At 42.2% G+C, this 22,765-nt stretch carries 23 protein-coding genes and 1 other annotated feature; of the genes, 4 read left to right on the top strand and 19 right to left on the bottom strand.

Features of this window, described 5'->3' with window-relative positions; genetic code table 11:
* Nucleotides 1-105: 105 nt before the first annotated feature.
* The 6 genes from veg to JNO66_RS19295 form a co-directional block, all read right to left on the bottom strand.
* Nucleotides 106-375, bottom strand: coding sequence for a biofilm formation stimulator Veg (gene veg / locus JNO66_RS19270; RefSeq protein WP_203090833.1), 270 nt, complete (start codon nt 373-375; stop codon nt 106-108).
* Between the two features lie 228 nt (nt 376-603).
* Complete coding sequence (yabG, locus tag JNO66_RS19275) at nt 604-1,467, bottom strand: sporulation peptidase YabG (protein ID WP_203090834.1); 864 nt, start codon at nt 1,465-1,467, stop codon at nt 604-606.
* 54 nt (nt 1,468-1,521) lie between these two features.
* Entirely contained in the window at nt 1,522-2,400 is an 879-nt protein-coding gene (rsmA, locus tag JNO66_RS19280; RefSeq protein ID WP_203090835.1) for a 16S rRNA (adenine(1518)-N(6)/adenine(1519)-N(6))-dimethyltransferase RsmA, read from the bottom strand.
* Nucleotides 2,393-2,956 (bottom strand): ribonuclease M5, encoded by a 564-nt coding sequence (gene rnmV, locus JNO66_RS19285; protein WP_203090855.1) that lies wholly within the window; start codon nt 2,954-2,956, stop codon nt 2,393-2,395. The genes rsmA and rnmV overlap by 8 nt, the downstream gene beginning before the upstream one ends.
* Before the next feature lie 116 nt (nt 2,957-3,072).
* Nucleotides 3,073-4,344 carry a G5 and 3D domain-containing protein gene (locus JNO66_RS20850; protein WP_203090836.1) on the bottom strand — a complete coding sequence of 424 codons (1,272 nt, stop codon included), beginning with the start codon at nt 4,342-4,344 and terminating at the stop codon, nt 3,073-3,075.
* Between the two features lie 466 nt (nt 4,345-4,810).
* Entirely contained in the window at nt 4,811-5,581 is a 771-nt protein-coding gene (locus JNO66_RS19295) for a TatD family hydrolase (protein ID WP_203090837.1), read from the bottom strand.
* Between the two features lie 171 nt (nt 5,582-5,752).
* Here JNO66_RS19295 and JNO66_RS19300 point away from each other — a divergent pair, with 171 nt between their 5' ends.
* The 3 genes from JNO66_RS19300 (at nt 5,753) to JNO66_RS19310 (ending at nt 9,214) form a co-directional block, all read left to right on the top strand.
* Nucleotides 5,753-6,910 (top strand): acyl-CoA dehydrogenase family protein, encoded by a 1,158-nt coding sequence (locus JNO66_RS19300; RefSeq protein ID WP_203090838.1) that lies wholly within the window; start codon nt 5,753-5,755, stop codon nt 6,908-6,910.
* Between the two features lie 56 nt (nt 6,911-6,966).
* On the top strand, nt 6,967-7,809 hold the full coding sequence (locus JNO66_RS19305) for an aldo/keto reductase (RefSeq protein ID WP_203090839.1): 843 nt from the start codon (nt 6,967-6,969) through the stop codon (nt 7,807-7,809).
* A 172-nt stretch (nt 7,810-7,981) separates the two neighbouring features.
* Nucleotides 7,982-9,214 (top strand): hemolysin family protein, encoded by a 1,233-nt coding sequence (locus tag JNO66_RS19310; RefSeq protein WP_203090840.1) that lies wholly within the window; start codon nt 7,982-7,984, stop codon nt 9,212-9,214.
* A gap of 274 nt (nt 9,215-9,488) precedes the next feature.
* On the opposite strand, the gene metG is transcribed toward JNO66_RS19310, so the two are convergent.
* The 3 genes from metG to JNO66_RS19325 all read right to left on the bottom strand — a co-directional run bounded on the left by metG (nt 9,489) and on the right by JNO66_RS19325 (nt 14,620).
* Complete coding sequence (metG, locus tag JNO66_RS19315; RefSeq protein ID WP_203090841.1) at nt 9,489-11,468, bottom strand: methionine--tRNA ligase; 1,980 nt, start codon at nt 11,466-11,468, stop codon at nt 9,489-9,491.
* A gap of 51 nt (nt 11,469-11,519) precedes the next feature.
* Nucleotides 11,520-11,762 (bottom strand) — a binding site (T-box leader).
* 51 nt (nt 11,763-11,813) lie between these two features.
* The gene (locus JNO66_RS19320; RefSeq protein WP_203090842.1) at nt 11,814-13,646 is read right to left on the bottom strand and encodes an ATP-binding protein; all 1,833 of its coding nucleotides are present in this window, start codon (nt 13,644-13,646) and stop codon (nt 11,814-11,816) included.
* 17 nt (nt 13,647-13,663) lie between these two features.
* Nucleotides 13,664-14,620, bottom strand: a complete 957-nt coding sequence (locus JNO66_RS19325; RefSeq protein ID WP_273753778.1) for a DNA double-strand break repair nuclease NurA — start codon at nt 14,618-14,620, stop codon at nt 13,664-13,666.
* Between the two features lie 341 nt (nt 14,621-14,961).
* Here JNO66_RS19325 and JNO66_RS19330 point away from each other — a divergent pair, with 341 nt between their 5' ends.
* Nucleotides 14,962-15,246 carry an AbrB/MazE/SpoVT family DNA-binding domain-containing protein gene (locus JNO66_RS19330; RefSeq protein WP_203090844.1) on the top strand — a complete coding sequence of 95 codons (285 nt, stop codon included), beginning with the start codon at nt 14,962-14,964 and terminating at the stop codon, nt 15,244-15,246.
* A gap of 113 nt (nt 15,247-15,359) precedes the next feature.
* Here JNO66_RS19330 and rsmI read toward each other — a convergent pair whose 3' ends face one another.
* The 10 genes from rsmI to JNO66_RS19380 all read right to left on the bottom strand — a co-directional run bounded on the left by rsmI (nt 15,360) and on the right by JNO66_RS19380 (nt 22,263).
* On the bottom strand, nt 15,360-16,232 hold the full coding sequence (rsmI, locus tag JNO66_RS19335) for a 16S rRNA (cytidine(1402)-2'-O)-methyltransferase (protein ID WP_203090845.1): 873 nt from the start codon (nt 16,230-16,232) through the stop codon (nt 15,360-15,362).
* On the bottom strand, nt 16,207-16,494 hold the full coding sequence (locus JNO66_RS19340) for a GIY-YIG nuclease family protein (RefSeq protein ID WP_203090846.1): 288 nt from the start codon (nt 16,492-16,494) through the stop codon (nt 16,207-16,209). The genes rsmI and JNO66_RS19340 overlap by 26 nt, the downstream gene beginning before the upstream one ends.
* Nucleotides 16,491-17,228 (bottom strand): tRNA1(Val) (adenine(37)-N6)-methyltransferase, encoded by a 738-nt coding sequence (locus JNO66_RS19345; RefSeq protein WP_203090847.1) that lies wholly within the window; start codon nt 17,226-17,228, stop codon nt 16,491-16,493. Before JNO66_RS19345 ends, JNO66_RS19340 begins: the two co-directional genes overlap by 4 nt.
* A 76-nt stretch (nt 17,229-17,304) precedes the next feature.
* Nucleotides 17,305-17,655: a DNA replication initiation control protein YabA gene (gene yabA, locus JNO66_RS19350; RefSeq protein ID WP_203090848.1), complete on the bottom strand. Its 351-nt coding sequence runs from the start codon at nt 17,653-17,655 to the stop codon at nt 17,305-17,307.
* 12 nt (nt 17,656-17,667) lie between these two features.
* Complete coding sequence (locus JNO66_RS19355; RefSeq protein ID WP_203090849.1) at nt 17,668-18,495, bottom strand: PSP1 domain-containing protein; 828 nt, start codon at nt 18,493-18,495, stop codon at nt 17,668-17,670.
* A 3-nt stretch (nt 18,496-18,498) separates the two neighbouring features.
* Complete coding sequence (gene holB / locus JNO66_RS19360) at nt 18,499-19,488, bottom strand: DNA polymerase III subunit delta' (RefSeq protein WP_203090850.1); 990 nt, start codon at nt 19,486-19,488, stop codon at nt 18,499-18,501.
* Between the two features lie 25 nt (nt 19,489-19,513).
* Nucleotides 19,514-19,843 carry a cyclic-di-AMP receptor gene (locus JNO66_RS19365; RefSeq protein ID WP_203090851.1) on the bottom strand — a complete coding sequence of 110 codons (330 nt, stop codon included), beginning with the start codon at nt 19,841-19,843 and terminating at the stop codon, nt 19,514-19,516.
* An 18-nt stretch (nt 19,844-19,861) separates the two neighbouring features.
* On the bottom strand, nt 19,862-20,503 hold the full coding sequence (gene tmk / locus JNO66_RS19370; protein ID WP_203090852.1) for a dTMP kinase: 642 nt from the start codon (nt 20,501-20,503) through the stop codon (nt 19,862-19,864).
* Entirely contained in the window at nt 20,500-21,951 is a 1,452-nt protein-coding gene (locus JNO66_RS19375; RefSeq protein ID WP_203090853.1) for an aminotransferase class I/II-fold pyridoxal phosphate-dependent enzyme, read from the bottom strand. The genes tmk and JNO66_RS19375 overlap by 4 nt, the downstream gene beginning before the upstream one ends.
* Nucleotides 21,952-22,065: 114 nt before the next feature.
* Complete coding sequence (locus tag JNO66_RS19380; RefSeq protein ID WP_246483375.1) at nt 22,066-22,263, bottom strand: sigma factor G inhibitor Gin; 198 nt, start codon at nt 22,261-22,263, stop codon at nt 22,066-22,068.
* Nucleotides 22,264-22,765 lie beyond the last annotated feature (502 nt).

The following is a 22,765-nucleotide window of genomic DNA, read 5'->3' on the forward strand; positions in this document are numbered from 1 at the left end:
CCAAAACATATTGTGTACGACAACAGTATTAGGTTGCTTAAAAAACAAAAAAATATGACTCCCTGTATCTTACAGAAAGTCACGTTATTAGGTCTTATCCTGTTGTTAGGCGTTAAGTGCTACCTCATTATCTCCCTCTTCTGACTCGGTCAAAAGAAGTTCAACTGTTTGAGTTAATACATCTGCATAGCTGTAGGATACACGTTCAAACGCATTCTCTTCGTCGAGCTTAACAATAAATACCGATGGATAGGTTTCCTCTAATAATCCAGAACGTTCCATGGTTTTACGACGACCGCCGTTTGCTTTGATCGTAATTCTCTTCCCTACGTTTGCATCCAGTGTTCGCTTGATATCAATCAATGTTTTTGCCATCCTGACACCCACCTCACTATTTGCTCATCATAACACATTCGTCACAATTCGTCAAATAAATTTTTAATTATAACAATCCCATCTCAAACATGTCAACGCTTTTGCACAAAAAAAGAATCTTCCAACTATTAGTTACAAATAGCATGCTTCTTTTGTCGAATTTTATGTATAAAAACAAAAAAACACCCCATTTACATTAGTTCTTCTAATGTAAATGGGGTGTTTTGGTTATGATTCAGGCGTTTTAAGAGGCATCCCTAATCGCATAATGCCTTTTGTTTCTATGCCGCCCAACCCTTTTTCACCAGTAATGGTGTTACGTAAGACTTCCCACAGTTTAATGGCATCTAAGTAAGAGGTCTGACTTACCTTTGAGGCAATATAGACAGGGTCAAGAGCATGAATATTCACCCGATCCGGAGAACTTGCAAAGTTTGCTCCTGCTTTTATTAACGTCTCAAAATGAGATTGACAGGCACCAGCAAAAATAATTAATTGATCTCTATTTGCACAGTACTTCCGTGCAATTCGCACACATTCGGCAAAATACTTAGTATGTCGATATGCTCGCAGATCATCTCGGTTGCCTCGGGTCTCAAGGTAGGCATCATGTCCGGTAATCACTACAATGTCTGGCTGAACCATTTCAAGCAAGGATGCAATCTGATCCGGCATCTTCTTCTCATCAAGATGAACACCGTATACAGGCACGCCAAATCGTTCATATAGCTCCGTACACCGCTGCAGGTAAAATGCATCCCCATCTAAGTGTAGTACTCTTCCACGCAGTTCAAAAAAAGAGGCATCTGATTCGTAACCCGATGTCGCGGCATATTCATTACGTTTCTTCATTAACTTTGCATCTTGCCGGAAAAGTCTGTAGGATACATCTTCTTTTTGTTTCCCGAGCTCTCGTCTTTTACGCTTATCTATATCAGAAACTGGTAACAGATCATCTAATGGAGCATCTGCCAGAAGTCTCATTTCTTCTCCTGCAAGCATAGCTGTTTGGTCTGTGAGTTCAAGTATCCGAAACAGCATGTCATTTTGGTACGAATGTCTTGTTACGATATCGCCCACCACATACTTCATCGCTCCGCCCCCCTCCTGTTCAGCCTATGATTCATAGAAGGAAACGGTGCACTATTATGCCTTTAAACGAGAATACAGCGCATCACTTAGCGTGGCAAATTCCTGAATGGATAACGTCTCTCCACGTCTTTTTGGGTCGATCGCAGCTTCTGTGAGCGCTTCTTCAATATCAACCTTACGTTCTTTCGGGCCAAGGTTATGCACTAGATTGTTTAAAATGGTCTTCCGGCGATTCGCGAAGCTTGCATGAAACACTTCAAAGAAGTAGCGCTCGTCAATCACTTTAGCAGCAGGCTCATTTCGCACGCGTAAGTGAAGTACTGCCGAATCAACGCGCGGCGGCGGAACAAATACACTTGCAGGCACAGTCATGACACGCTCGGCTTCTGCATAGTACTGCGCTGCAATGGAGAGAGCACCGTATTCCTTCGTTCCCGGCTCAGCAGCAATACGCTGCGCAACTTCAGATTGAATCATAACTGTGATGCTTGTTACATCAACCTTACCCTCTAAAAAGCGCATAAGGATAGGAGTCGTCACGTAGTATGGCAAGTTTGCTACAACCTTTACCTGTTTCACATCAGAGAACTTATCCTTTATAAGCTGATCAAGATCTAATTTTAATACATCTGAATGTACAACCTCTGCATTCGAGTATGGGGACAGTGTATCAGCTAGAACCGGTAGGAGTCGTTGATCAATTTCAATGGAAACGACCTTTTTGGCTTTTCTGGCTAGATATTCTGTCAGCGCACCAATCCCTGGTCCAACTTCAATCACACCTGTTTCTTCATCGATCTCTGCAGCCTCTACAATATTTGTGAGGATGTTTGTATCAATAAGAAAATTTTGTCCTAAACTCTTTTTCAGTTGAAATCCATGTTTTTGAAGGATTTCTTTGGTACGTAATGGAGTGGCTATATCTTTAGTCATGCTGTTGTTCCTCCTTAAGAACTAAAATCAATGCTTCCCTGAATTCTTCGGGTTTGATTTGAAACATATGTAGTCGTTTGAGTAGCTGCTTGCCATTTGCATACCCAATTGAGAGCTCTTCACCTAGACGCTCCCGTCTTTGTTTAGCATGGGCACCAGCTACTAGACCAGCAGCGTGCAAATCCTCCCAAAGAATGTGAGCTGGGGCTTCCTCTGTAATCTCCTGGACCGAGGTTAGTGCAGCACGTATTGCATCCGGCGTAGCATTTTCTACTCCTAAGTCATCCCCGTTTTTTGAAATGGCTGCATGCTTAGGCAGAAATGCATGCTTACAGCCTGGCACGCGGTCGCTGACAATCCGGCGAATGCGTTCGCCAGGATAGTCTGGATCCGTTAAAATAATAACGCCTCGTCTCTCCTTGGCAAGTGCAATACGAGCGAGTACCGATTCACCTATGGCTGAGCCATTTGTTTCAATGGTATCCGCATCTACGGCTCGTTGAATGGCCGTTGTATCATCTCTGCCTTCAACCACAATGACTTCTTTTATTTTCATATCCATTCTCCGCTCTCTTATCTTCTGTCCTTTATTGTATCCTGATTCTGATTAAAACAAAAGAAGCCGATCACCTTGGATAACTTATCCATGGATCGACTTCGTGTAATCGTACATTATTCAACAATCGTTACTTTTACTTGCTTGCGGCCAAAGCGCTCCGCTTCTGCTTGAGATGGAACATGTAGGTCAATCTTATTCCCGGATATTGCTCCACCTGTATCTCCAGCAATCGCCGTTCCGTAGCCTTCTACGTGAACTTTTGAACCAAGTGGAATCACACTTGGATCTACAGCGACCACTTTCATATTACGGTTACTATTTAAATCAATACCAGTAGCTGTTACTCCACTACACCCAGCACAGCTCGCTGTATAGGCTGTAGCTGTCATGGTAAATGACTTCTCAGCTGCAGGTTCCTCTGCCGGGGCAGCCTCAACTTGTTCGCTTGCTATCTTTGTCTCTTGTTTTGCTTCTTTCACAGGCTCTTGCTCGGCTTTCGCCACAACGGCTTCCTCACGTGTACCAACAGCAACCACTCGATCTTTGTGATCCTTCGTTGTTTCTGTTTTCACAAGCTCACGTGATACTTCTTCTCCGTCTTCAAGAACAAGCTCATAGGTCTTCTCAAGAGTTCCCTCTTCGCCCTCTTCTTCAACCTTTTCCTTGCCCTTATCAATCGTGTCATCATTTTTCGTAATCGTCTCATACGAAATGTTCTCTTCCACCACATCGGTGACCTTTTCAATGCGTGTAACTTGAACAATTGATTCTTTATCTAAACGGTCCTCTACCACAGGCTCGACTCGATCTAAATCTCCTAGTTCAACATCTTCTCTATCCAAAAAGTCAGCGACAGTCGTCGAAGTTGTCCAAATATCCTGCTCTTCCCCATCGCTTTTTAACGTCACAAGAAAGGCCGAATCATATTGAACATTCATATTATCTGTAATAGCTGTATCTACTTGTGGCTCTAACTCGTCATGCTCTTTATACTCAATAGATAATTCATCAAGTAACCCTTTAACATCTTCTTGTGTGGTCCAGACCGTTTCTGTCTCCCCATCGGTCGTGACTGCTACTTCTTTTGCTTGTTTCCATAAAACCTCTGTGTCTTCGTTTATCTTTGTGTCGAGTGACGGTTCTATGAGATCATATTGGTTTGTATCCCAATCTTCATCAGCGAATAAATCTGCAACCGTGTCTGCGTGTGTTGATAGGACAACTTCTTCTGTTCCATCAATGCTAACAGTCACTGTATGCTTGGTCATTTCAAAAACCGCATAAAAAACGGCTGCTAATGCTAAAGCAAAACCAACGATTGAAATGAGATACTTATGATTAGAAACATGATCCAAAAGAAGCCTATATGTCTTAGTCGCTTCCATATGTATACATTCCTCCTCTTAACGCTATGAAGTATACTGATTGTCCCTCCTCTTGTCAAATAAACTTTAGAAAAAATTCATTTTTAACGTGAATATTGCCCTTATTATCTCTTGACAATTAGAAATTGAAAAGAAAATTCTTTCGACAATTACCCTTATGTCCAAAACTTGATTTGTAGAACAAAAGAGCCTTGTCTCAGGATTTGAGACAAGGTGTCGAATGCTAATACACATTATTTAGTTCCACTAAATTCGCTACCGTGCTGACCGGCAAGTCTCGCTCGGGAGGCGTTGAACTAAACTGGCTTCGCCAGTGTATTTCAACTTTGCCTCTTTTTCCCTTCGGAGTCGGCCGGTCAGCCCGTCCGCTTCGTAAGTTGAAAATACGTTGTTTAGTGCTCAGACTTTTTAAAACCCGAGAAAAAAGTAAATAACAATCATACCTTTATTTACCATTTAAACTTAATTAATCTTTAATCTTAAACAACTTCTTCGCGTTTTCGGTGGTTTGTTGTGCTAGTTGTTCGTATGTTGTTTCGCGTAGGGTTGCGATTTCTTCTGCTACTAGTTTGACGTAGGCTGGTTCGTTTCGTTTTCCACGGTTTGGGTGTGGGGCAAGGTAAGGACAGTCTGTTTCTATAAGTAGCTTGTCTGCAGGAACATGTTTGGCTACTTCTTTTGGCCGTCTGGCATTTTTGAAGGTGACCGGTCCGCCTAAAGAGATGTAGAAGTTCATCTTTAAGCACCTATCGGCAATTTCAACACTTCCCCCAAAGCAATGCATGATTCCTCCGACTTCATCCGCTCCTTCTGCTTCTAAGATTTCAACAATATCTTGGTCTGCATCACGGTTGTGAATAATAATAGGAAGATTTACTTTTTTTGCTAGGTGGATTTGTTTTCGGAAAACGTCTTTTTGAACATCCTTTGGTGATTTATCCCAGTGGTAATCAAGCCCCATTTCACCTAAGGCCACAACTTTTGGATGTGAAGCAAGCTCTTCTAGCCAGCTTAAATGTTCCTCCGTCATATCAATGGCATCAACTGGATGCCAACCGACAGCTGCATACAAAAAGTCATACGTTTCAACTAATTCAATAGCTTTTTTGATGGTTTTCTCATCAAAACCAACGACAACCATTCGCTCTACGCCTGCTTCATTTGCTCGTTTGAGTACCTGCTCAAGATCGTCCTCAAATTGATCTGCGTTTAAATGTACATGTGTGTCAAATAACATGATGTTCCTCCATTCACTGGTCTATGTCTCTGCCAAAGATCTTACCGCTTTTTGAGAGATCGATGCAAGGCTTCGGCATTTCTATCAAACACATCCGTTAAGTAAGAATAAATCGAATGATCATGATAAAATAAGGGTAAAGAGAGAAATCAGAAAAGGAGATGGATAACCTTGTCTAAAGCATTATTTGCAACAACTGATTTCCAACAAACATGGTTAAAAAAGCTCGAAGCCTTGCGTTCACAAATTGAATCTACAGCTAGAGATAACGATGAGTCGGGAACCTTCCCAACGAACCATATTCAAGCTCTTGTCGATAGTGGCTATACGACCCTTCCGATTCCCGAATCACTAGGCGGAAGTAGTCTTTCCATAGCGGACCTTGTTTTATTTCAAGAAACGTTAGGTAGTATGGATGGCGCCACCGCCCTTTCGATTAGCTGGCACCAAAGTGTAGTTGCCGAAATCTACGAAAAACGTAAATGGTCAGAGGAACAGCTATCCTTTTTAGCAAAAGAGGTGCAAAAAGGAGCTTTAATTAACCGTGCAGTCAGTGAAGCACAGACTGGCAGTCCAACACGCGGGGGTCGACCCGGGTCGACTGCAACTCGTTCGGGTGACGGCTGGATCATAAATGGAGAAAAAACATTCACTACGATGTCTCCTTTTTTAACTTATTATTTGGTAGGCGTATGGATTGAAGAGAAAGAAGCGGTTGGGTTCTTCCTAATTCATCGTGATACAAAAGGGATTTCTATTAGAGAAAACTGGAATATGCTCGGAATGCGTAGCACAGAGAGTCACGACTTACTTTTACAGGATGTGTGGGTAGAAGACTTTTATTTAGTGGAGGTAAACGATGGTCCTCGTGGACGCGAAGTCAATGCATGGATGATGCATATTCCCGCAAATTATCTTGGGATCGCACAAGCTGCACGTGATTATGCCGTGCACTTCTCAACGGTTCATGCACCAAATAGTATTTCTGGCAAAATTAGTGAATTACCGAATGTCCAAACGGCTATTGGCGAGATCGAATTATTAATGATGCAGTCACGGCACATGATCTATTCCGTTGCTCGAGCATACGATAACAGCCAAACTCGCCCGATAATCGAGCATGAAATCGGTGCGGTGAAGCACACCGTTGTGAATAACAGTATTAAAGTGGTAGATAAAGCGATGCGAATCGTTGGAGCAAAGAGCTTAGAGCTTTCATGTCCACTGCAGCGCTATTATAGGGATGTGCGAGCAGGTCTGCACAATCCCCCTATGGATGATATGACCATTTCGAAATTAGCTCATTCTGCTATTCATTCCATTGACTAACTTTTTACTCATTGGGTATAGAAGGGTAATCACATGATGGAGAGGAGTTTTTTCGTTTGACACACGGTATTTCCTCAAAAACGTTAAATGATGGGTTAGAGGTTCCTGCTATTGGATTTGGAACAGCTAATATTAAAGGTAGCGCAGGGGTTTCAATCATCTCCAGTGCAATCGACACTGGTTATCGTCTGATTGACTCTGCCTTTAATTATGAAAATGAAGGCGCAGTAGGTGCAGCGATTAGACGCAGCTCCATTCCACGAGAGCAGCTACGAATTACGTCAAAACTACCAGGTCGGCACCATAGCTATAAAAAGGCTGTAACAACCATTCAAGAATCACTACTACGAGCCGGTCTTGACTATTACGATCTCTATTTAATTCATTGGCCCAACCCGAAACAAGAGATGTATGTCGAAGCGTGGCAAGCATTAATCGATGCAAAGAAATGGGGACTTATTCGTTCGATCGGAGTCTCAAACTTTCTTCCTGAGCATCTAGAGAAGATCATTCATGAGACAGGTGTTACACCTAGTATGAATCAAGTGGAATTGCACCCTTATTTTTCACAGGAAACACAACGCTCCTATCATCAGGAGCATGGAATTATCACAGAGTCTTGGAGTCCTCTTGGTCGTGCTAGTCACGTACTGGAAAACAAGGATATTCAGTCTATCGCTCAAACCCACGATAAAACGATTCCTCAAATTATCTTAAGGTGGCACATTCAGCTAGGCGCATTGCCTCTGCCAAAAGCTTCATCAGCTGGACGTCAGCGTGAAAACTTGGCTGTGTTTGATTTTTCTTTGTCAGATCAGGAGATGCATACAATTAATAAGCTTACTAAACCAGATGGTCGAATTCACGATCAGGACCCTGCAATCTATGAGGAATTTTAAATCGAATGCTAAAAAATGTGAGTCGAGCATTTCCTTTCGCAGAGGTGCTCGGCCTTTTCTTGTTCTTGCGGCGCTTTGCACCTTCCTTGATTTTGCCCTTTTGCTTTATTATGATGGTTTTAGCAGTCCCTGACTTTGTTTTATGTCTGGACTTAAACTGGAGGGAACCAACTTGATCATTGCTATCATTTTGTTATTTGTCGCTTCGAGCTTCTTTTCCGGAAGTGAGACCGCTTTAACGGCGACAAATAAAATTAAACTTCAAACCAAAGCTGCAAATGGTGATAAGAAGTCAGAACGACTTCTAAAGCTTGTAACAAATGCAGAAGAATTTATACCAGGTATTCTTGTCGCTAATAACGTACCAAACATCATCCTTCCATCTTTAGTGACCATTGTAGCACTTGATTACGGCTTAAATGTCGGAATTGCCACCGGTGTTTTAACCGTTCTAATTATTATTTTTGCAGAGGTTCTACCTAAGTCAGTTGCCGCTGCCTTCCCCGAACGTATTGCCTATATGGTCTATCCACTCACCAAGCTCTTACTATTGATCCTCAAACCAGTGACGTTCCTTTTAAATGCATTCACACGACTAGTTATCAAGCTACTTGGTAAAAACGCAAGTGGGCATGCATCGTTTTCAAAGGAAGAAATGCGTGCCATGTTTGATATAGGACAGCTTGAAGGAACCTTTGAAAATGAGGAAGTGAATCGGCTTAAAAGCATGATGGACTTCCAACAATTAAATGTAGCTGATGTGTTAAAGACACCGAGAATTGATGTACAGGGTATTCCCGCAGACATGACCTTTGAGGAGGCCCAAAAAATTGTCTCCGATAATCCCTATTCAAGATATCCGGTCTATGAAACGGACATCGACCATATTATTGGTGTTTTCCATTCGAAGTTTATTCTCACCTGGCTCCGTGATCCCCAAAAACAGGCACGTGACATTGCTGATTTAGATCCAATGTTTGTCCATGAATTCCAGCCGGTTAATTCTGTCTTTCAACGTATGATCCAAGAAAAGAAACACATTGCCATTGTACTTGATGAATACGGCGGTACTGAAGGAATTGTGACACACGAGGATCTAATTGAAGCCATTATTGGACAAGACATTGAAGACGAGACAGATGTCGATGATGTACTGGTTGAGAAGCAGACAGATACAGAAATCGTTTGCGATGGGAAAATCGCACTCCGCCGTTTAAATATTGTCTTCCACACTCAGATTCCTGAAGATGAAGATAACTTAGCAGGTTTTCTTCTCGACCAATTTGGCTACCTACCTACGATCGGAGAAACGATGAGTTTTCAAAACCTAGTGTTTGAAATTCTAGAAGTAGATACAAGAAAAGTAAGCCGTGTTCGTATTGAAAAAGTGGAGATGACTGAATAGAAAAATGCCTGAAACATAACTAAAAATAAACGCAAAAATGGCGAATGATTCAACGAGCGAATCATTCGCCATTCGAGTTTTTGTAAAAATGAGCGAAAGGAGAACCCGACACTCCTGCGTAACAGAACGCGGTGAATACACTGTAGCGGCGCTTTTCCCGCGAAAGGGGCTGAGGCCGTCCCCGCTGGTGGGAGGGATTCTCCTGTAGCGGATTTGTTGCTATGTTCGTGTTTTCGTGGGTGATTTATATTATGTCTCACCCACTTTTCGTTACTTATTTTACTTGAGCACCATTTGGAAGAGCTCCATCAATCGTTGCTAGCTGAAGTTTCTTACCTTTAGAACCAGCAAGAATCATCCCTTGAGACAGTTCGCCACGCAGCTTCACTGGTTTTAGATTGGTCACACAAATGACCTTTTTACCAACTAGCTCTTCTGGTTTATAAAATTTCGCAATCCCAGAAACAACCTGGCGCCGTTCATAGCCAAGATCCAATTGGATTTTAAGCAGACGATCCGCTCCCTGTACTGGCTCAGCTGCTGTCACTTCTGCAACACGCAGTTCAACCTTTGAGAAGTCCTCGATCGTAATTTGATTCTCATCTTCAATCTCTTCTGGCTCTTGTGTTTCTTTAACTTTTCCACCCATTAATTCAACGATATGAGCCACTTCTTCCTCAACATCCAGACGAGGGAAAATCGGATCTCCTTTTCCTACTCTTGTACCGGTAGGCAGCTGACCAAATGTAGCCGTAGAATCCCACGTTGTTAACGACTCTTCGACACCAAGCTGTGACCAAATCTTACCTGGTGTTTTCGTCATAAATGGCTGAATTAAGACAGAGATGATACGGATTGACTCTGCTAGGTGATACATCACTGTACCAAGACGCTCTTTCTCGCCTTCATCCTTCGCCAGCGTCCACGGCTGTGTCTCATCAATGTACTTATTTGTACGACTAACAAGCTGCCAAATCGCCGTTAATGCAATTGAGAATTCCATTTCTTCCATTGCATTTTCTACTTTCACAACTGTCGCACTCACGAGGTCAAGTAGATCTTCATCGAATGGCGTACCATTCTTTACATACGCAGGAATCTCTCCATCAAAATACTTCTGAATCATTGCCACTGTTCGATTAAGTAGATTTCCTAAATCATTAGCTAAATCGTAGTTCACACGCTCAACAAACGCTTCTGGTGTAAAAACGCCATCTGCGCCAAACGGTACTTCACGCAATAAGTAGTAGCGAATCGCATCCAGACCATAACGATCAATCAACGGAACCGGATCAACCACATTTCCTTTAGACTTGGACATCTTACCGTCCTTTGTAAGGAACCAGCCATGACCAAACACTTTCTTTGGAAGCGGAATGTCTAGTGCCATTAACATAATCGGCCAGTAGATTGTGTGGAATCTTAGAATATCTTTTCCGACTAAATGAACGTTTGCCGGCCAATATGTTTTATACAATGTATCGTCTTCCGTACCATAACCAAGTGCTGTAATGTAATTGGCCAAGGCATCGATCCATACATACACGACATGCTTCGGATTACTCGGCACCTTCACACCCCAGCTAAATGTTGTTCTGGACACCGCTAAGTCTTCAAGACCTGGTTTGATAAAGTTATTCACCATTTCATTCTTACGAGACACCGGCTGAATGAAATCAGGGTTTGCTTCGTAATGAGCAAGTAGGCGATCGGCGTATTTGCTCATGCGGAAAAAGTAAGACTGCTCACGAACCTTCTCTACAGGGTGGCCTGAATCTGGACTCTTCCCACCAGTTACTGTGCCGTTTTCGTCCTTCGTTACATCCACAAGCTGTCTCTCGCTGTAGAAGGTCTCATCCGGTACAGAATACCAACCTTCGTATTCATCGAGATAAATATCACCTTGTTTTAATAATTGTTCAAATAGCTTCTCTACAACAACCTTATGACGATCCTCTGTTGTACGAATAAAGTCATCATAGGAAATGTCTAGCTTTTCCCAAAGCGCTTGGATAGGCTTCACCATTTTGTCTGTAAATTCAAGCGGTGTTAGCCCCTGTTCTGCTGCTTTTTGTTCAATCTTTTGGCCGTGCTCATCTGTTCCAGTTAAGTAACGAACATCATAGCCACGAAGACGTTTGTAACGGGCCATTGCATCGCCTGCAACGGTTGTGTACGTATGCCCAATGTGTAAATTCCCACTTGGGTAATAAATCGGCGTTGTAATATAAAAGCTCTTTTTTTCCTCAGGCATGAAGCGCCCTCCTCAAATTCATTTTTCCATACAAAAAAGCCCTCGTCCCAAAGTCGGGACGAGAGCTGTGCTCACGTGGTACCACCCAAGTTCCCCCTCGCTTCACAGCAGAAGGGCTCGTAAAGTCATCATGACTTTTCTGTTAACGCCAGCTACGCTATCCCCTTATGGAACCTCCACTCGAAGACAGAATCCTCCAGGACCATACTTCCACATCCATCCTCAGCTGGTTTTCAGCTACCCCAGCTCTCTGTGTGAATCTGTAATGTGTACTTATCCGTTCATTGGAATCAATATAAACATAATCAGTATATCCTAGAATATACAGAAACATCCCTAGCCGTGTCAAGCACGGTCGTAAAGCGTGGCGAACGGTGTTTTCTGCTTCACTAAGAGTTCTTCACGACATAATCGCTCAAGCTCCTGTTTCCAGGTAGATACGTCCCAGCTTTTGCCGGAATCACGATTTAATGCTGTAAGATCCTTTACTAAATTCATCTCTGATAGCGGCAGATGCGGATAAAGTGCCTCAAGAACAGCTTCATTTCCTTGTGCGTTCATCTGCTCTAGCTCATCAAATGGATTTTGCGTATGCGGACTTGTTGAATGAGCCATCCGAATTCGCACAGCCATCGTGCGCCCAATAATGGCCGAAGACACAAACACATCGCCCGACTTTAAGTAAGGCAAACGTTTTCCCTCTTCACTCGTTAAATCCGTCTCCTCTTTAATCGTCTGAATATCCGTTCCCCGTACCGTACGAAAGACAAACTTTGAATTAAGCTGTGCTGTGATTGTTTCATCAAGTAACGTAGGTCGCTGCGTTGCAAAAATTAAAAAGACCCCATACTTACGTCCCTCTTGCGCAATCTCCTTAAGCACAGACTTTGCTGGTGCATCATAGCCCTTCGGAGCAAAGTTGTGCGCTTCATCCGTCACAACAACAAATGGCGGGAAAAAAGTGCCCTGTTGCTGTTGCAGCTTCGCATCACGATACGCTCGTCTTTGCCCGTATAACGAGCCGATTACATAACTTGAGAACACTTGCAGCAGCCAGACTGCACCTTGGATGACAACTAACTTACCTTGATGGATGCTGGTCTCAATCGCTCGGATGTTTTGTTGGAACAATCCTGCCTGGTGAAGACGATTTGCACGCCACTGAATTCCTTTTACAGAGGAAAGTGGAAGGCTGCCATACTGATCGAGTAGCGACTTAAACGTAGAAAAACGGCTAATCTCATCTCGTGTCATCCCTCCGTCATGCAGCATGGCTTCTACCTTTTGTTTTCCCATCTCAAGTGCTTCTGCAAGATTAGCGACCCGATCACTGAACGACTGATAGCTGTCTCTTCGTTTATGGACGCTTTGAATGACGTTAATCATTGATTCTGTCAGGTTTCCTGATGCCTGCAGCAATCTTTCAACATCTCGTGTAGAAAGAGCGGAGAAATCAACTCCCACATCTCGTCCAATTTGAACAACATCATATTGGTCAGCATATCCTGGGGCATCCTCCACCCCTTGTGATTTAGCCGAAAAATTCATTTCAAAATGCGGATCGAATACAAGAGTTGGGATATTCAGCTTCATCAATTCTTCTAGCATCACCCGCAGTCCAAACGACTTTCCTGATCCCGAACCTCCAAATACGCCAATATGCGGATATTGCTGCATCGCGCGAATATCAAAGATAAATGGAACTCCATTTTGTTTACGAAGAATTCCTTGCTCCTGCATATGTAACAATCCATCTAAGTCTTCCGGTAGAGAAGGCGCAATAAAATCGGTTGATTTGATTTCTCCAAGTACCATCCCCTCGCGTGGTGTGGTCGTTACAAGAAGATCCTTTATCTCTTCAAAGGCAGGATGACGGACGGTTGCACCCGTTTGAATTGGCTGAACGGCTTCTTCAAATAGTCGTACCTTCGCAATATGAATATCATCCGCTCCGATATCATACCCAATCTGCTCGAGTGTCTGAAGAACGGATTGATCGGCTAACCCTTTATCGAATCCCATAGGAATATAACGATTGTACGAGAATGTCTCAACAACTTCCCCTTTTGGGTCATAAAGATCCTGATCACAAAGAACAACGAGCTCATTCATTCTAAATTTATGTTCCTTTGAGGCAACATACACTTCATGCTGTGTTGTAACTCCAACGATCTGCAAATGAGTTTCCTCCTTTATTAATATGGACGATCACTTCGTTTTTTTGTAAAAAAACGGTGTCTAGTTTCTGCATCAAGATATTGGTCTAATAATCCATCTACCAGCTTGTCCGTTATTCTTATCTCCCTGTCAACATAATCAAGCCAAAGTGGAATGCCGCGACCTTCCTTAGGTGTTAACGTATATAAAAGATCCGATATGATTTCTCTATGATGCGCTTGCTCCTCTAGCATATCAAATCCCGTGATCTGAGGCGCGGACCCAAACCTAGTCCAAACAGATTGCAAACCGGCCTTATGTTGGATTTCTTCTATATAAATGCTTTCACCTTTTTTTAACGCACCAAATAAAAGATCACGATCATAACAATAAGGTCGATTTGCAAAACTTGAAAAGGATTCAAGCCTAACTAAGTTCTCAGTCGTAATCTCTTCTGACACACCAACCAGCAGTACATTCTTTTCAATAGCCATCTGGCGTAGCTTCTCCCATTCCTGCTCTGCATCAATTCGGTAGTGATAAAGAGCTCCGTCCATTAAGAGAAAAGCAAGCTCTCTTTCTTCTATTAGTTGCATCGCTGCCTCAAGCTCCAGCTTAGCCAAAAGATGCGAGCGCCACTTTTGAGGTTGGATTACCTCTTCTCCATCCGTCTCATCTAGTAAAGGCACGTACACATCCGACTTTCTTACCTCAAAACCTGTCGTCGTTTTTGCCAGGGACTGAAATAAGTAAATAACATGCGGTGGTTCACCTTTTGTTTGATTAACGGAACCATCTACACCAGCAATTTCTTTATTTTTAAGAAGTTCTGCGAGATTTTCTGTAGATAGTGTCTGCATTTGTCGAAAAACAGTCAGACTATCGGTAAGCATTTGTCGAATATTGTCGTTACTAGTATTCGTTTTTTCATAGCTTGCACGGAGTTTTTCTCCGACACTTTTTAATTTCTCCACCAAATCGTGTTCGATGTCCACTAGAAACACATCCTTTTTACTAGTTACCTATACACTGGACTAAAATGGTTCAATCCTATTATATCAGGGTATAGAAGATTAATTCGATAAACAGCTAGAAATGGTTTACATCCTTTTTTTTACTTTAAAATCAGTAAGTACTCATTTTCCCAATCATTTCGTAGAACAAATTATAAACTTTTTCTAAAAAAACATTTGACTTGATTTGGAAACCTTGGTATTCTTAGCTTAAGTAAAAAATGTCGAATTATGACGCCCTAAAAATCATGAGTCCTGCCTATTAGACATCTAGCAATCTAGTATGGAAGGAATGCTCATATACTCGAGAGGAGATATACAGCATGAAATCTACAGGAATTGTACGTAAGGTTGATGAATTAGGACGGGTTGTTATTCCAATTGAACTTCGTCGCACATTAGATATCGCTGAGAAGGATGCTCTTGAAATCTACGTTGATAACGAGCGCATCATTTTGAAAAAATATAAACCAAACATGACTTGCCAAATCACAGGAGAGGTTTCTGATGACAACCTTTCAATCGCTAACGGCAAAATCATTCTTAGCCCACAAGGCGCAGAAGATATTCTTAAAGATCTTCAAGAATATGTTTCTAAAAATAAATAAGTAGATTAAAAGACTACCTTTTAAAGGGAGTCTTTTTTTATAATCAATACATTATCTTATCACAAAAAAGCTGATTTTCCCCTAAACATAACATGGGAAAATCAGCTCTCTTATTACTCTGAATCTTGATGAAAAGATTGGTACACATCTCGTTTAGGTACTTCGCGTTCTTTTGCTACGCTCTTAATTGCATCCTTTGAAGAGAGTCCAAGTGAGAGATAGTGCTCTACGTGCTGGTTCACTCCTAATTCAGTCCACCATTTTTCTTCGATCACATCTTCAGTTGTTCCCTCAACAACAATGACAAACTCACCCTTAACCGTACCGGTTTCTACCCAGTCTAACGCTTCCTCTAGCGTGCCACGCTGATATTCCTCAAATTTCTTCGTTAATTCTCGTCCGATACTTACTTCACGATTGCCAAGTACCTCCTTCATTGCTTGCAGTGCTTCTTTTAAGCGATGAGGTGATTCATAGAAAATGAGCGAGGCTTGAATCGATTTGAGTTTATCCAGTTCAGTGGCCCTTGCTTTTTTTTGACGAGGTAGAAATCCGTGATAATAAAATTCATTGGTAGATAGACCGGAAGCTACTAACGCAGTCAGTGCTGCATTCGCCCCTGGGAGTACAATCACAGCTATTTCCTCGGAAATAGCAAGACCTACAATATCCTGGCCAGGGTCAGAGATTGCAGGCATCCCTGCATCACTAACAAGTGCGATTGACTTCCCTTCTTTAATCTGGTCAATCAATTGAGAGCCTACTTTTCCTTTTGTATGTTCGTCATACCTTGTTAGTGGAGTGTGAATATCAAAATGACTACAGAGCTTTCTTGTTTGCCTTGTATCCTCGGCTGCAATCAAATCTACTTCCTTCAAAGTTCGGACTGCACGAAACGTCATATCTTCTAAATTACCAATTGGAGTTGGAACGAGGTACAACACGCCTTTACTTGAATCTTCATGATAACTCATTTGTTGCTTCATGCTCCATCTCCTTTTTTTCTCTGACATATTGTTCTTTTTGAGCACGACTTTTTCGTTTTAGTGCATACTCAAGCTGTAACGCTTCTTTTTTTGTTTCACATGCTTCCTGCCAAATCAACGTAAGAGGCCCTCGTCCTCTCGTGTATTTGGCTCCCTTTCCTTGTGAGTGCTTAATAAATCGTTTTTCTACATCATTGGTATAACCCGTATACCAAGTATTGTCGGCACATTGGAGAATATACACATAATGACCAGTGCTCATGTTCTCTCGTAAACCTCCCGGAAGGCTTTTGTATAACGACCGTCCTCACCGTATACAGAGAGGGAGGGAAGACAGGACAGCCCAGGTTTTCCATCCTTTATTCCTTCAATCAAAATCATGTTTGCTTCTTTTGCCTGATTTGGCTGAATAAGCTGCATTCGTTTTGGTTCAATCCGGTATTGTCTCATTAAATCGATGATGTCGGTTAATCGTTCTGGTCGGTGAACAAGAGCGACTTTCCCTTTTTGTTTCACTAAGGAGGAAGCTGTTTGGATAATATCAGCAAGCGTACAGTAAACCTCATGACGAGCAATCGTAAAATGAGGATTCTGGTTTTGATCCGATTGTTCATTTGCTTTGAAATAAGGAGGGTTACACGTCACCACATCATAACTACCTTTTACAATAGATGAGGGTAAGTCTTTAATGTCAGATTGAACAGATGTAATTTGCTCCTGTTTCTTGTTGTAAAGGACCGAACGCTGTGCCATATCGTGCAGGCGCTCCTGCAATTCAACCGAGGTAATAGTCGCTTTGCTTCGCTCACTTAATACCAATCCAATAATTCCATTGCCACTGCAAAGATCAATTAGTTTCCCCTTCTGGATCGGAACATGCACAAAGCGTCCAAGTAGTACCGCATCCATTGAAAAGGAAAACACGTCTCTACTTTGTATAATGGAATAGGATGTGCCTGGAATATAATCAAGTCGTTCATTATCTATAAGAGTCATGAGTTAAAATCCTTCCTAAAAAAAAGAGGTCAACCCGACTGACGGGTTGACCTCACGTTTCGGGTGGAGGCAAGTATTATTTCTTTTGATGCAGGAAAGATAGGCAGAACAAGCAATCTTCTCCGTCGGCTCGTAAGCTTCCATAATGCGTGTTACAAATGTGAAAGCCTTCTTGATAAAGCCTCGCTAAGTTATCGTGCCCTTCACCAATCATTGGTTTTCCTTTATCTTCCTCAGGAGCTTGCTTCTCGTCTTGCTGCGTTTCCCAATCAAAACGCTCTCTTAAGTTCTTATTTTCAATTTGAAGGTAATGGTTTTCTTCAATAAGATAAGCTAACTGTTCCTTCAGTCCACTTAACTCCTGGTGAAGCTGACCAATGCCCTCCTCCATCTGGCTAACCTTCTTAAAGATTGCCTTCTTATCCACGTTTCCACCCCATCATTCTGCGGATTCAGCTGAGACAGCCCGTGTTCCGTTCAATTCATCAAGTGTAAATTCAAGCACCTGTTCGTTTTCATTCATTGAAACTTGAACAAGACGCTCCAATAGGTTCAAACCGATAACCTTTCCTTTCCCATCTGGTGTCAAAATCTGACGCCCTACATCAGGAAGTTCCTTTTTAGCTTCTTCATATGTGTCGTTTTCATACTTCAAGCAACACATAAGTCGACCACAAAGGCCTGAAATTTTTGCGGGATTTAATGAAAGGTTTTGATCCTTCGCCATTTTGATGGATACTGGCTCAAAATCGCCTAAAAAGGATGAGCAGCACAGAACTCGCCCACAAGGACCAATTCCGCCAAGCATCTTCGCCTCATCTCTCACGCCTATTTGTCTTAACTCAATACGCGTGCGGAAAACAGCTGCTAAATCCTTTACAAGCTCGCGAAAGTCAATTCGACCATCCGCTGTAAAATAGAATAAGACCTTATTTCGGTCAAATGTATATTCGACATCCACTAGTTTCATATCTAGTTGATGTTCAGCAATCTTCTCGGAGCACACTTCAAACGCTTGAAGGGCTTCCTCTTCATTCTCTGTCACAGTTAGTTTATCCTTTGCCGTGGCTAAGCGGATGACTTGTTTTAATGGAAGAACCACATCATTCTCATCTACTTCTTTCTCAGCAATGACAACCTTACCAAACTCAATTCCCCGTGACGTTTCAACAATTACTGCCTCGCCCAAATCCAACTTAAATTCCCCTGGGGAGAAGTAATAGATTTTGCCCGCTTTTTTAAAGCGAACGCCTACAACTTGATGCAACGTCTATACCCCCTGTATGCTGAGCAACAGCTTCTCCATGACAAGCTGATAATTCATGTTAGCGTTCAGATGACGTTTTGCTTCCAACACGCCAGACAGATGCGTAACATTCTGTTGCTGTGAGATGGAGAGCGCGAGTTGTTCATATTGATCTTGTTGATCTGGAAAAACGAGCGTATCTGACTTACCCGTCTGAATATATAATAGGTCTCTTAACCATAAAAGAATCATATCAAGACCTGCTTCCTGCTGACTTTTTTCTTTACACAACGGAAGCCACTTATCCTGCATCGTTAACAGAACTTGATTTGGTCTTTGGTATAGCTCTCCCATCAATTGTATCACTACGCTTCGGGCTTGTGCAATCCAATCTGACTCATTTAACTTGTTTGCATGTGCTAAGTTTGTCGTAATTTCTGCCAAAAGTAGAGATTGCAGATGAGAGATTCCTTCTTCTTGAAGTTTATTTGCAAAAACGGATTTAGATAACGGCTGAAAGGCTACCTGCTGACTTCTAGAACGAACCGTTGGTAATAGAGCAGATTCTCTCTCTGTTAGAAGAATTGCAAGAGTTGGAGATTCCGGCTCCTCCAGAAACTTCAACAGACTGTTTGCCGCACTAGCCGTCATCTTATCTGCCTCATCAATGATATACATCTTATGAGAGGTCTCCATACCACGGTAATTAAACTCCTTTTGAAGAAACTCCACTTGATGCTTTTTAATAGAAGCCCCATCAGGCTCTACCATATGTACGTCTGGATGATTGCCCTTTTCAATCCGCTTACAATCTGCACATTGATTACAAGGCTCCGCACCCGTGCGCTCTCTACAAAAATAGCTCTTCGTCAGCTGAAGAGCTATCTCTTTCTTGCCTGTTCCCGACTCTCCAGCAAATATATATGCATGAGAGAGTCGACCTTTTTCCAGGCTTTTTATCATAAATGGAACAACTCTTGGCTGTATTTGTTGTAACTCACTCCAAGTACTCATGTTCACACGTCCTTACCATCGCTCATTAAAATTGTTCAAACTCTTCAACAGGCAAGGTAAAAACAGTGGCTCCACCAACCTGCACTTCAACTGGATATGGTACATAAGAATCCGCGTTTCCGCCCATTGGAGAAATCGGAGCAACAAGTTGATCACGGCTCTTACAATTATCTTTTATGATTTCCATTAATTGAGCAGTTTTTTCATCTTCAATACCGATTAAGAATGTAGTATTCCCGGCTTTTAAGAAGCCACCTGTACTAGAAAGCTTTGTCGCTCTAAAATCTGCTTTAACTAGAGCGTCTGATAGCCTTGTGCTGTCCTTATCCTGTACGACCGCGATGATTAATTTCACTTTCATCCACTCCTTCTTTTACCTACTATTATAGCTTATTTGCTCCCCAATCACACGAATCACTTCTTCGGTAACTTCATCAATGGATTGGTTTGCATTCACTGTATGAATTCGCTTTGGATATCTACTCTTTACTTGTCGATACCCTTCTTTCACAGCATGATGAAACTCAAGCTTCTCTTGATCTAGACGATTGACTTCACGAATATGATCGGCTTGGATTCGGTTAAGTCCCACTTCAGGGTCCACATCAAAGTAAATGGTCAGATCCGGCATATGCCCTTCTATGGCAAATTCATTGATGGAAAGAACTTCATCTATTCCGAGACCTCTTGCATACCCTTGATAAGCTAAGCTGCTATCGATAAAACGATCACATAATACAATATTCCCTGATTTGAGTGCAGGTAAAACCTTTTCCACAAGATGCTGTCTTCTGGCTGCCGCATATAGCAAGGCTTCCGTTCTTCCATCCATCTCCGTATGCTCTATGTCTAATATTACTGTACGTATTTTTTCAGCAATGGTGATTCCGCCTGGTTCCCTCGTTCGCAAAAGAGCATGTCCTTTTTCTTTGAGCCATTGCTCTACTTTTGTGAGAACGGTGGTCTTTCCAGCACCCTCTCCACCTTCAAACGTAATAAATAATCCTTTATTCATCTTTCTTCCTCCAGCTCTACTACATAAATTCCTTTTACTACTACATCCTCACCCTGAAACCTCGCACCTGCCTGCTGTAGCCGGTGAATCTTGTCAAGAATCTCTCGGTGGATTTTCTGTCCTGGGTAAAGAAGTGGAATGCCTGGAGGATAAGGAATAACTGCTTCCGCCGCTACCCTTCCATCAGCCTCCCAAAAAGGAATTTTCCTTGTATGATAAGTATGTATATCCCCATAGTATTCTTCAATTGTAGGAGCTTCTTGGTTTGAAGTGACTTCCTTTATTTGTCTATGATCAATTATGTCAAATGGCGCAAGAAGATCCTTAATCTTATCTATAATCTCAGATATATTCCCCGTACGTTCTAGCCCTAAAACAAGCAGGATATGCTGATCATCAGCAAGTTCCACATCAATCGCTGCATCATGGAGTTTCTCCTGAAGCTCGTAGCCAGTTAAATGAGACATTGATCTTATTGTAACCTTTAGAGGATCCCATGAATACCCGCTTTTTTCCCAATCGACTAGCTCAAGTTGTGGTATGGTTCGAATTTCATCCTTAAAGGCTTTAACTTCTTGTAGAAGGTCATTCAATTGATCACTATTGTACGAGTGAAGATAGGCTCTAGCGGCATCCAAAGAAGCCATGATTAAATAAGATGGACTACTCGATTGAAAAATAGTTAACGCGCGTTTGATTTTCTGAACCTGACTCTCCTTTAGGTTATCTCCAAGATGTAAATAAGACCCCATCGTTAGCGCTGGTAGCGTTTTGTGAGCAGACTGCACGACAATATCCGCTCCAAGAGTTAGGGAGGACGGTGGAAAAGGGGTTCCTAGTGAGAAGTGCGCCCCATGAGCCTCGTCTACAAACACCAGCAGACCCGCTTGCTTGGCTGCTTCTATAATAGGAGCAATTAGTGTGCTGACACCATAGTACGAAGGATACGTAAGAATAAGAGCTTTAGCATAAGGATACTGGCTAAGTGCCATACGTAGAGTATCTTCATTTAAACCTAGAGCAATCCCTGTCTGTTCATCAACCTGTGGATCTACATAAACAGGTGTAACACCCGCAAGCTCTACGGAATGTAAGATCGACTTATGACAGTTTCGCTGCACGAGCACGTGATCTCCAGTTGAACAAAGAGCATACACCATCGCCAAGTTGCCAACCGTTGTCCCACCAACTAAAAAGAAGCTCCTTGAAGCACTGTAGCACGCAGCAAGTAGTTCTTCAGCTTCTTTAATGGGACCTGTAGGGTCATGCAGGTCGTCCATTCCTTCGATTTCAGTTAAATCATAGGGAAGAATATCTTTAAAAGCTTCCATCCCTGCTGGTACGATTCCCCCACTTTTATGACCAGGTACATGAAAAGATACTGGTTTCTGTTTCACATGCTGCTGAATGGCATGTACAAGCGGCATCCGAATTTTTTCGTCGTTCATCCATGTTTCTCCTCTTCTAACCTCATAGTCTCTTTATTTTAGCGTATGTCGAGTGATTTCTAAATAACGAAAAAAACAAGCGATAGAACATCAGCTTGTCTCCACATGTGGTTCCTAGTTTCCAGCGATCATCTTACGCATTTTTTGGACATACAAACTATAATCCTCTGTTCCAGCCTCTGACTGAACAATTTTTTGCTCACACGTATGACATATAAACGAATGGAGAAGTCTATACCCCTGCGTTTTCCTTGTTTCACAGATTAAACAGTTATGCCCCATCTGAACACGTAATACCGTCGTTTTCTTCATTAGAGCCTCACCCCTTTGTATCAGTATCACCCAGTCTCAGCCGTTCCAAACATTAAAAAGCTTCTCCCTTACATATATTCGCAGAAGCCGGTCTATGTGCCTATGAAATTATTTATCATATACATATGTCTTAGGCGTAAGCTTCTTCGGCTAAGAAGCTCTTTTTATTTGAGCTTTTCTTGATAAGATGTTTTGTTTCTTGGCTTTATCCTTATTCTTCTTACTATAATGGGTTGCTTCTTTTTAAGATTGATTTAGTTCTTGGTATTGAGGGGTTGCTCTTGATTAAATGTTCTGGAGGCTTGGTTCTTTCTTCATCTTCCTTGGTAAAGGTCCAGAGTTCTTGGTTCCTCCGCTATCCCTCTTGGTTCTTTGGCTATTTTTCTTCTCTTTTATCTTCAATTAAAACCACAAAAAAAACCTTTCATCCAAAGATGAAAGGTTTTTAATCAGTGCCCGGCAACGTTCTACTCTCGCAGGGGGAAGCCCCCAACTACCATTG

The organism is Alkalicoccobacillus gibsonii, from assembly GCF_016798245.1.
Taxonomy (GTDB): Bacteria; Bacillota; Bacilli; order Bacillales; family Bacillaceae_D; genus Alkalicoccobacillus; species Alkalicoccobacillus gibsonii.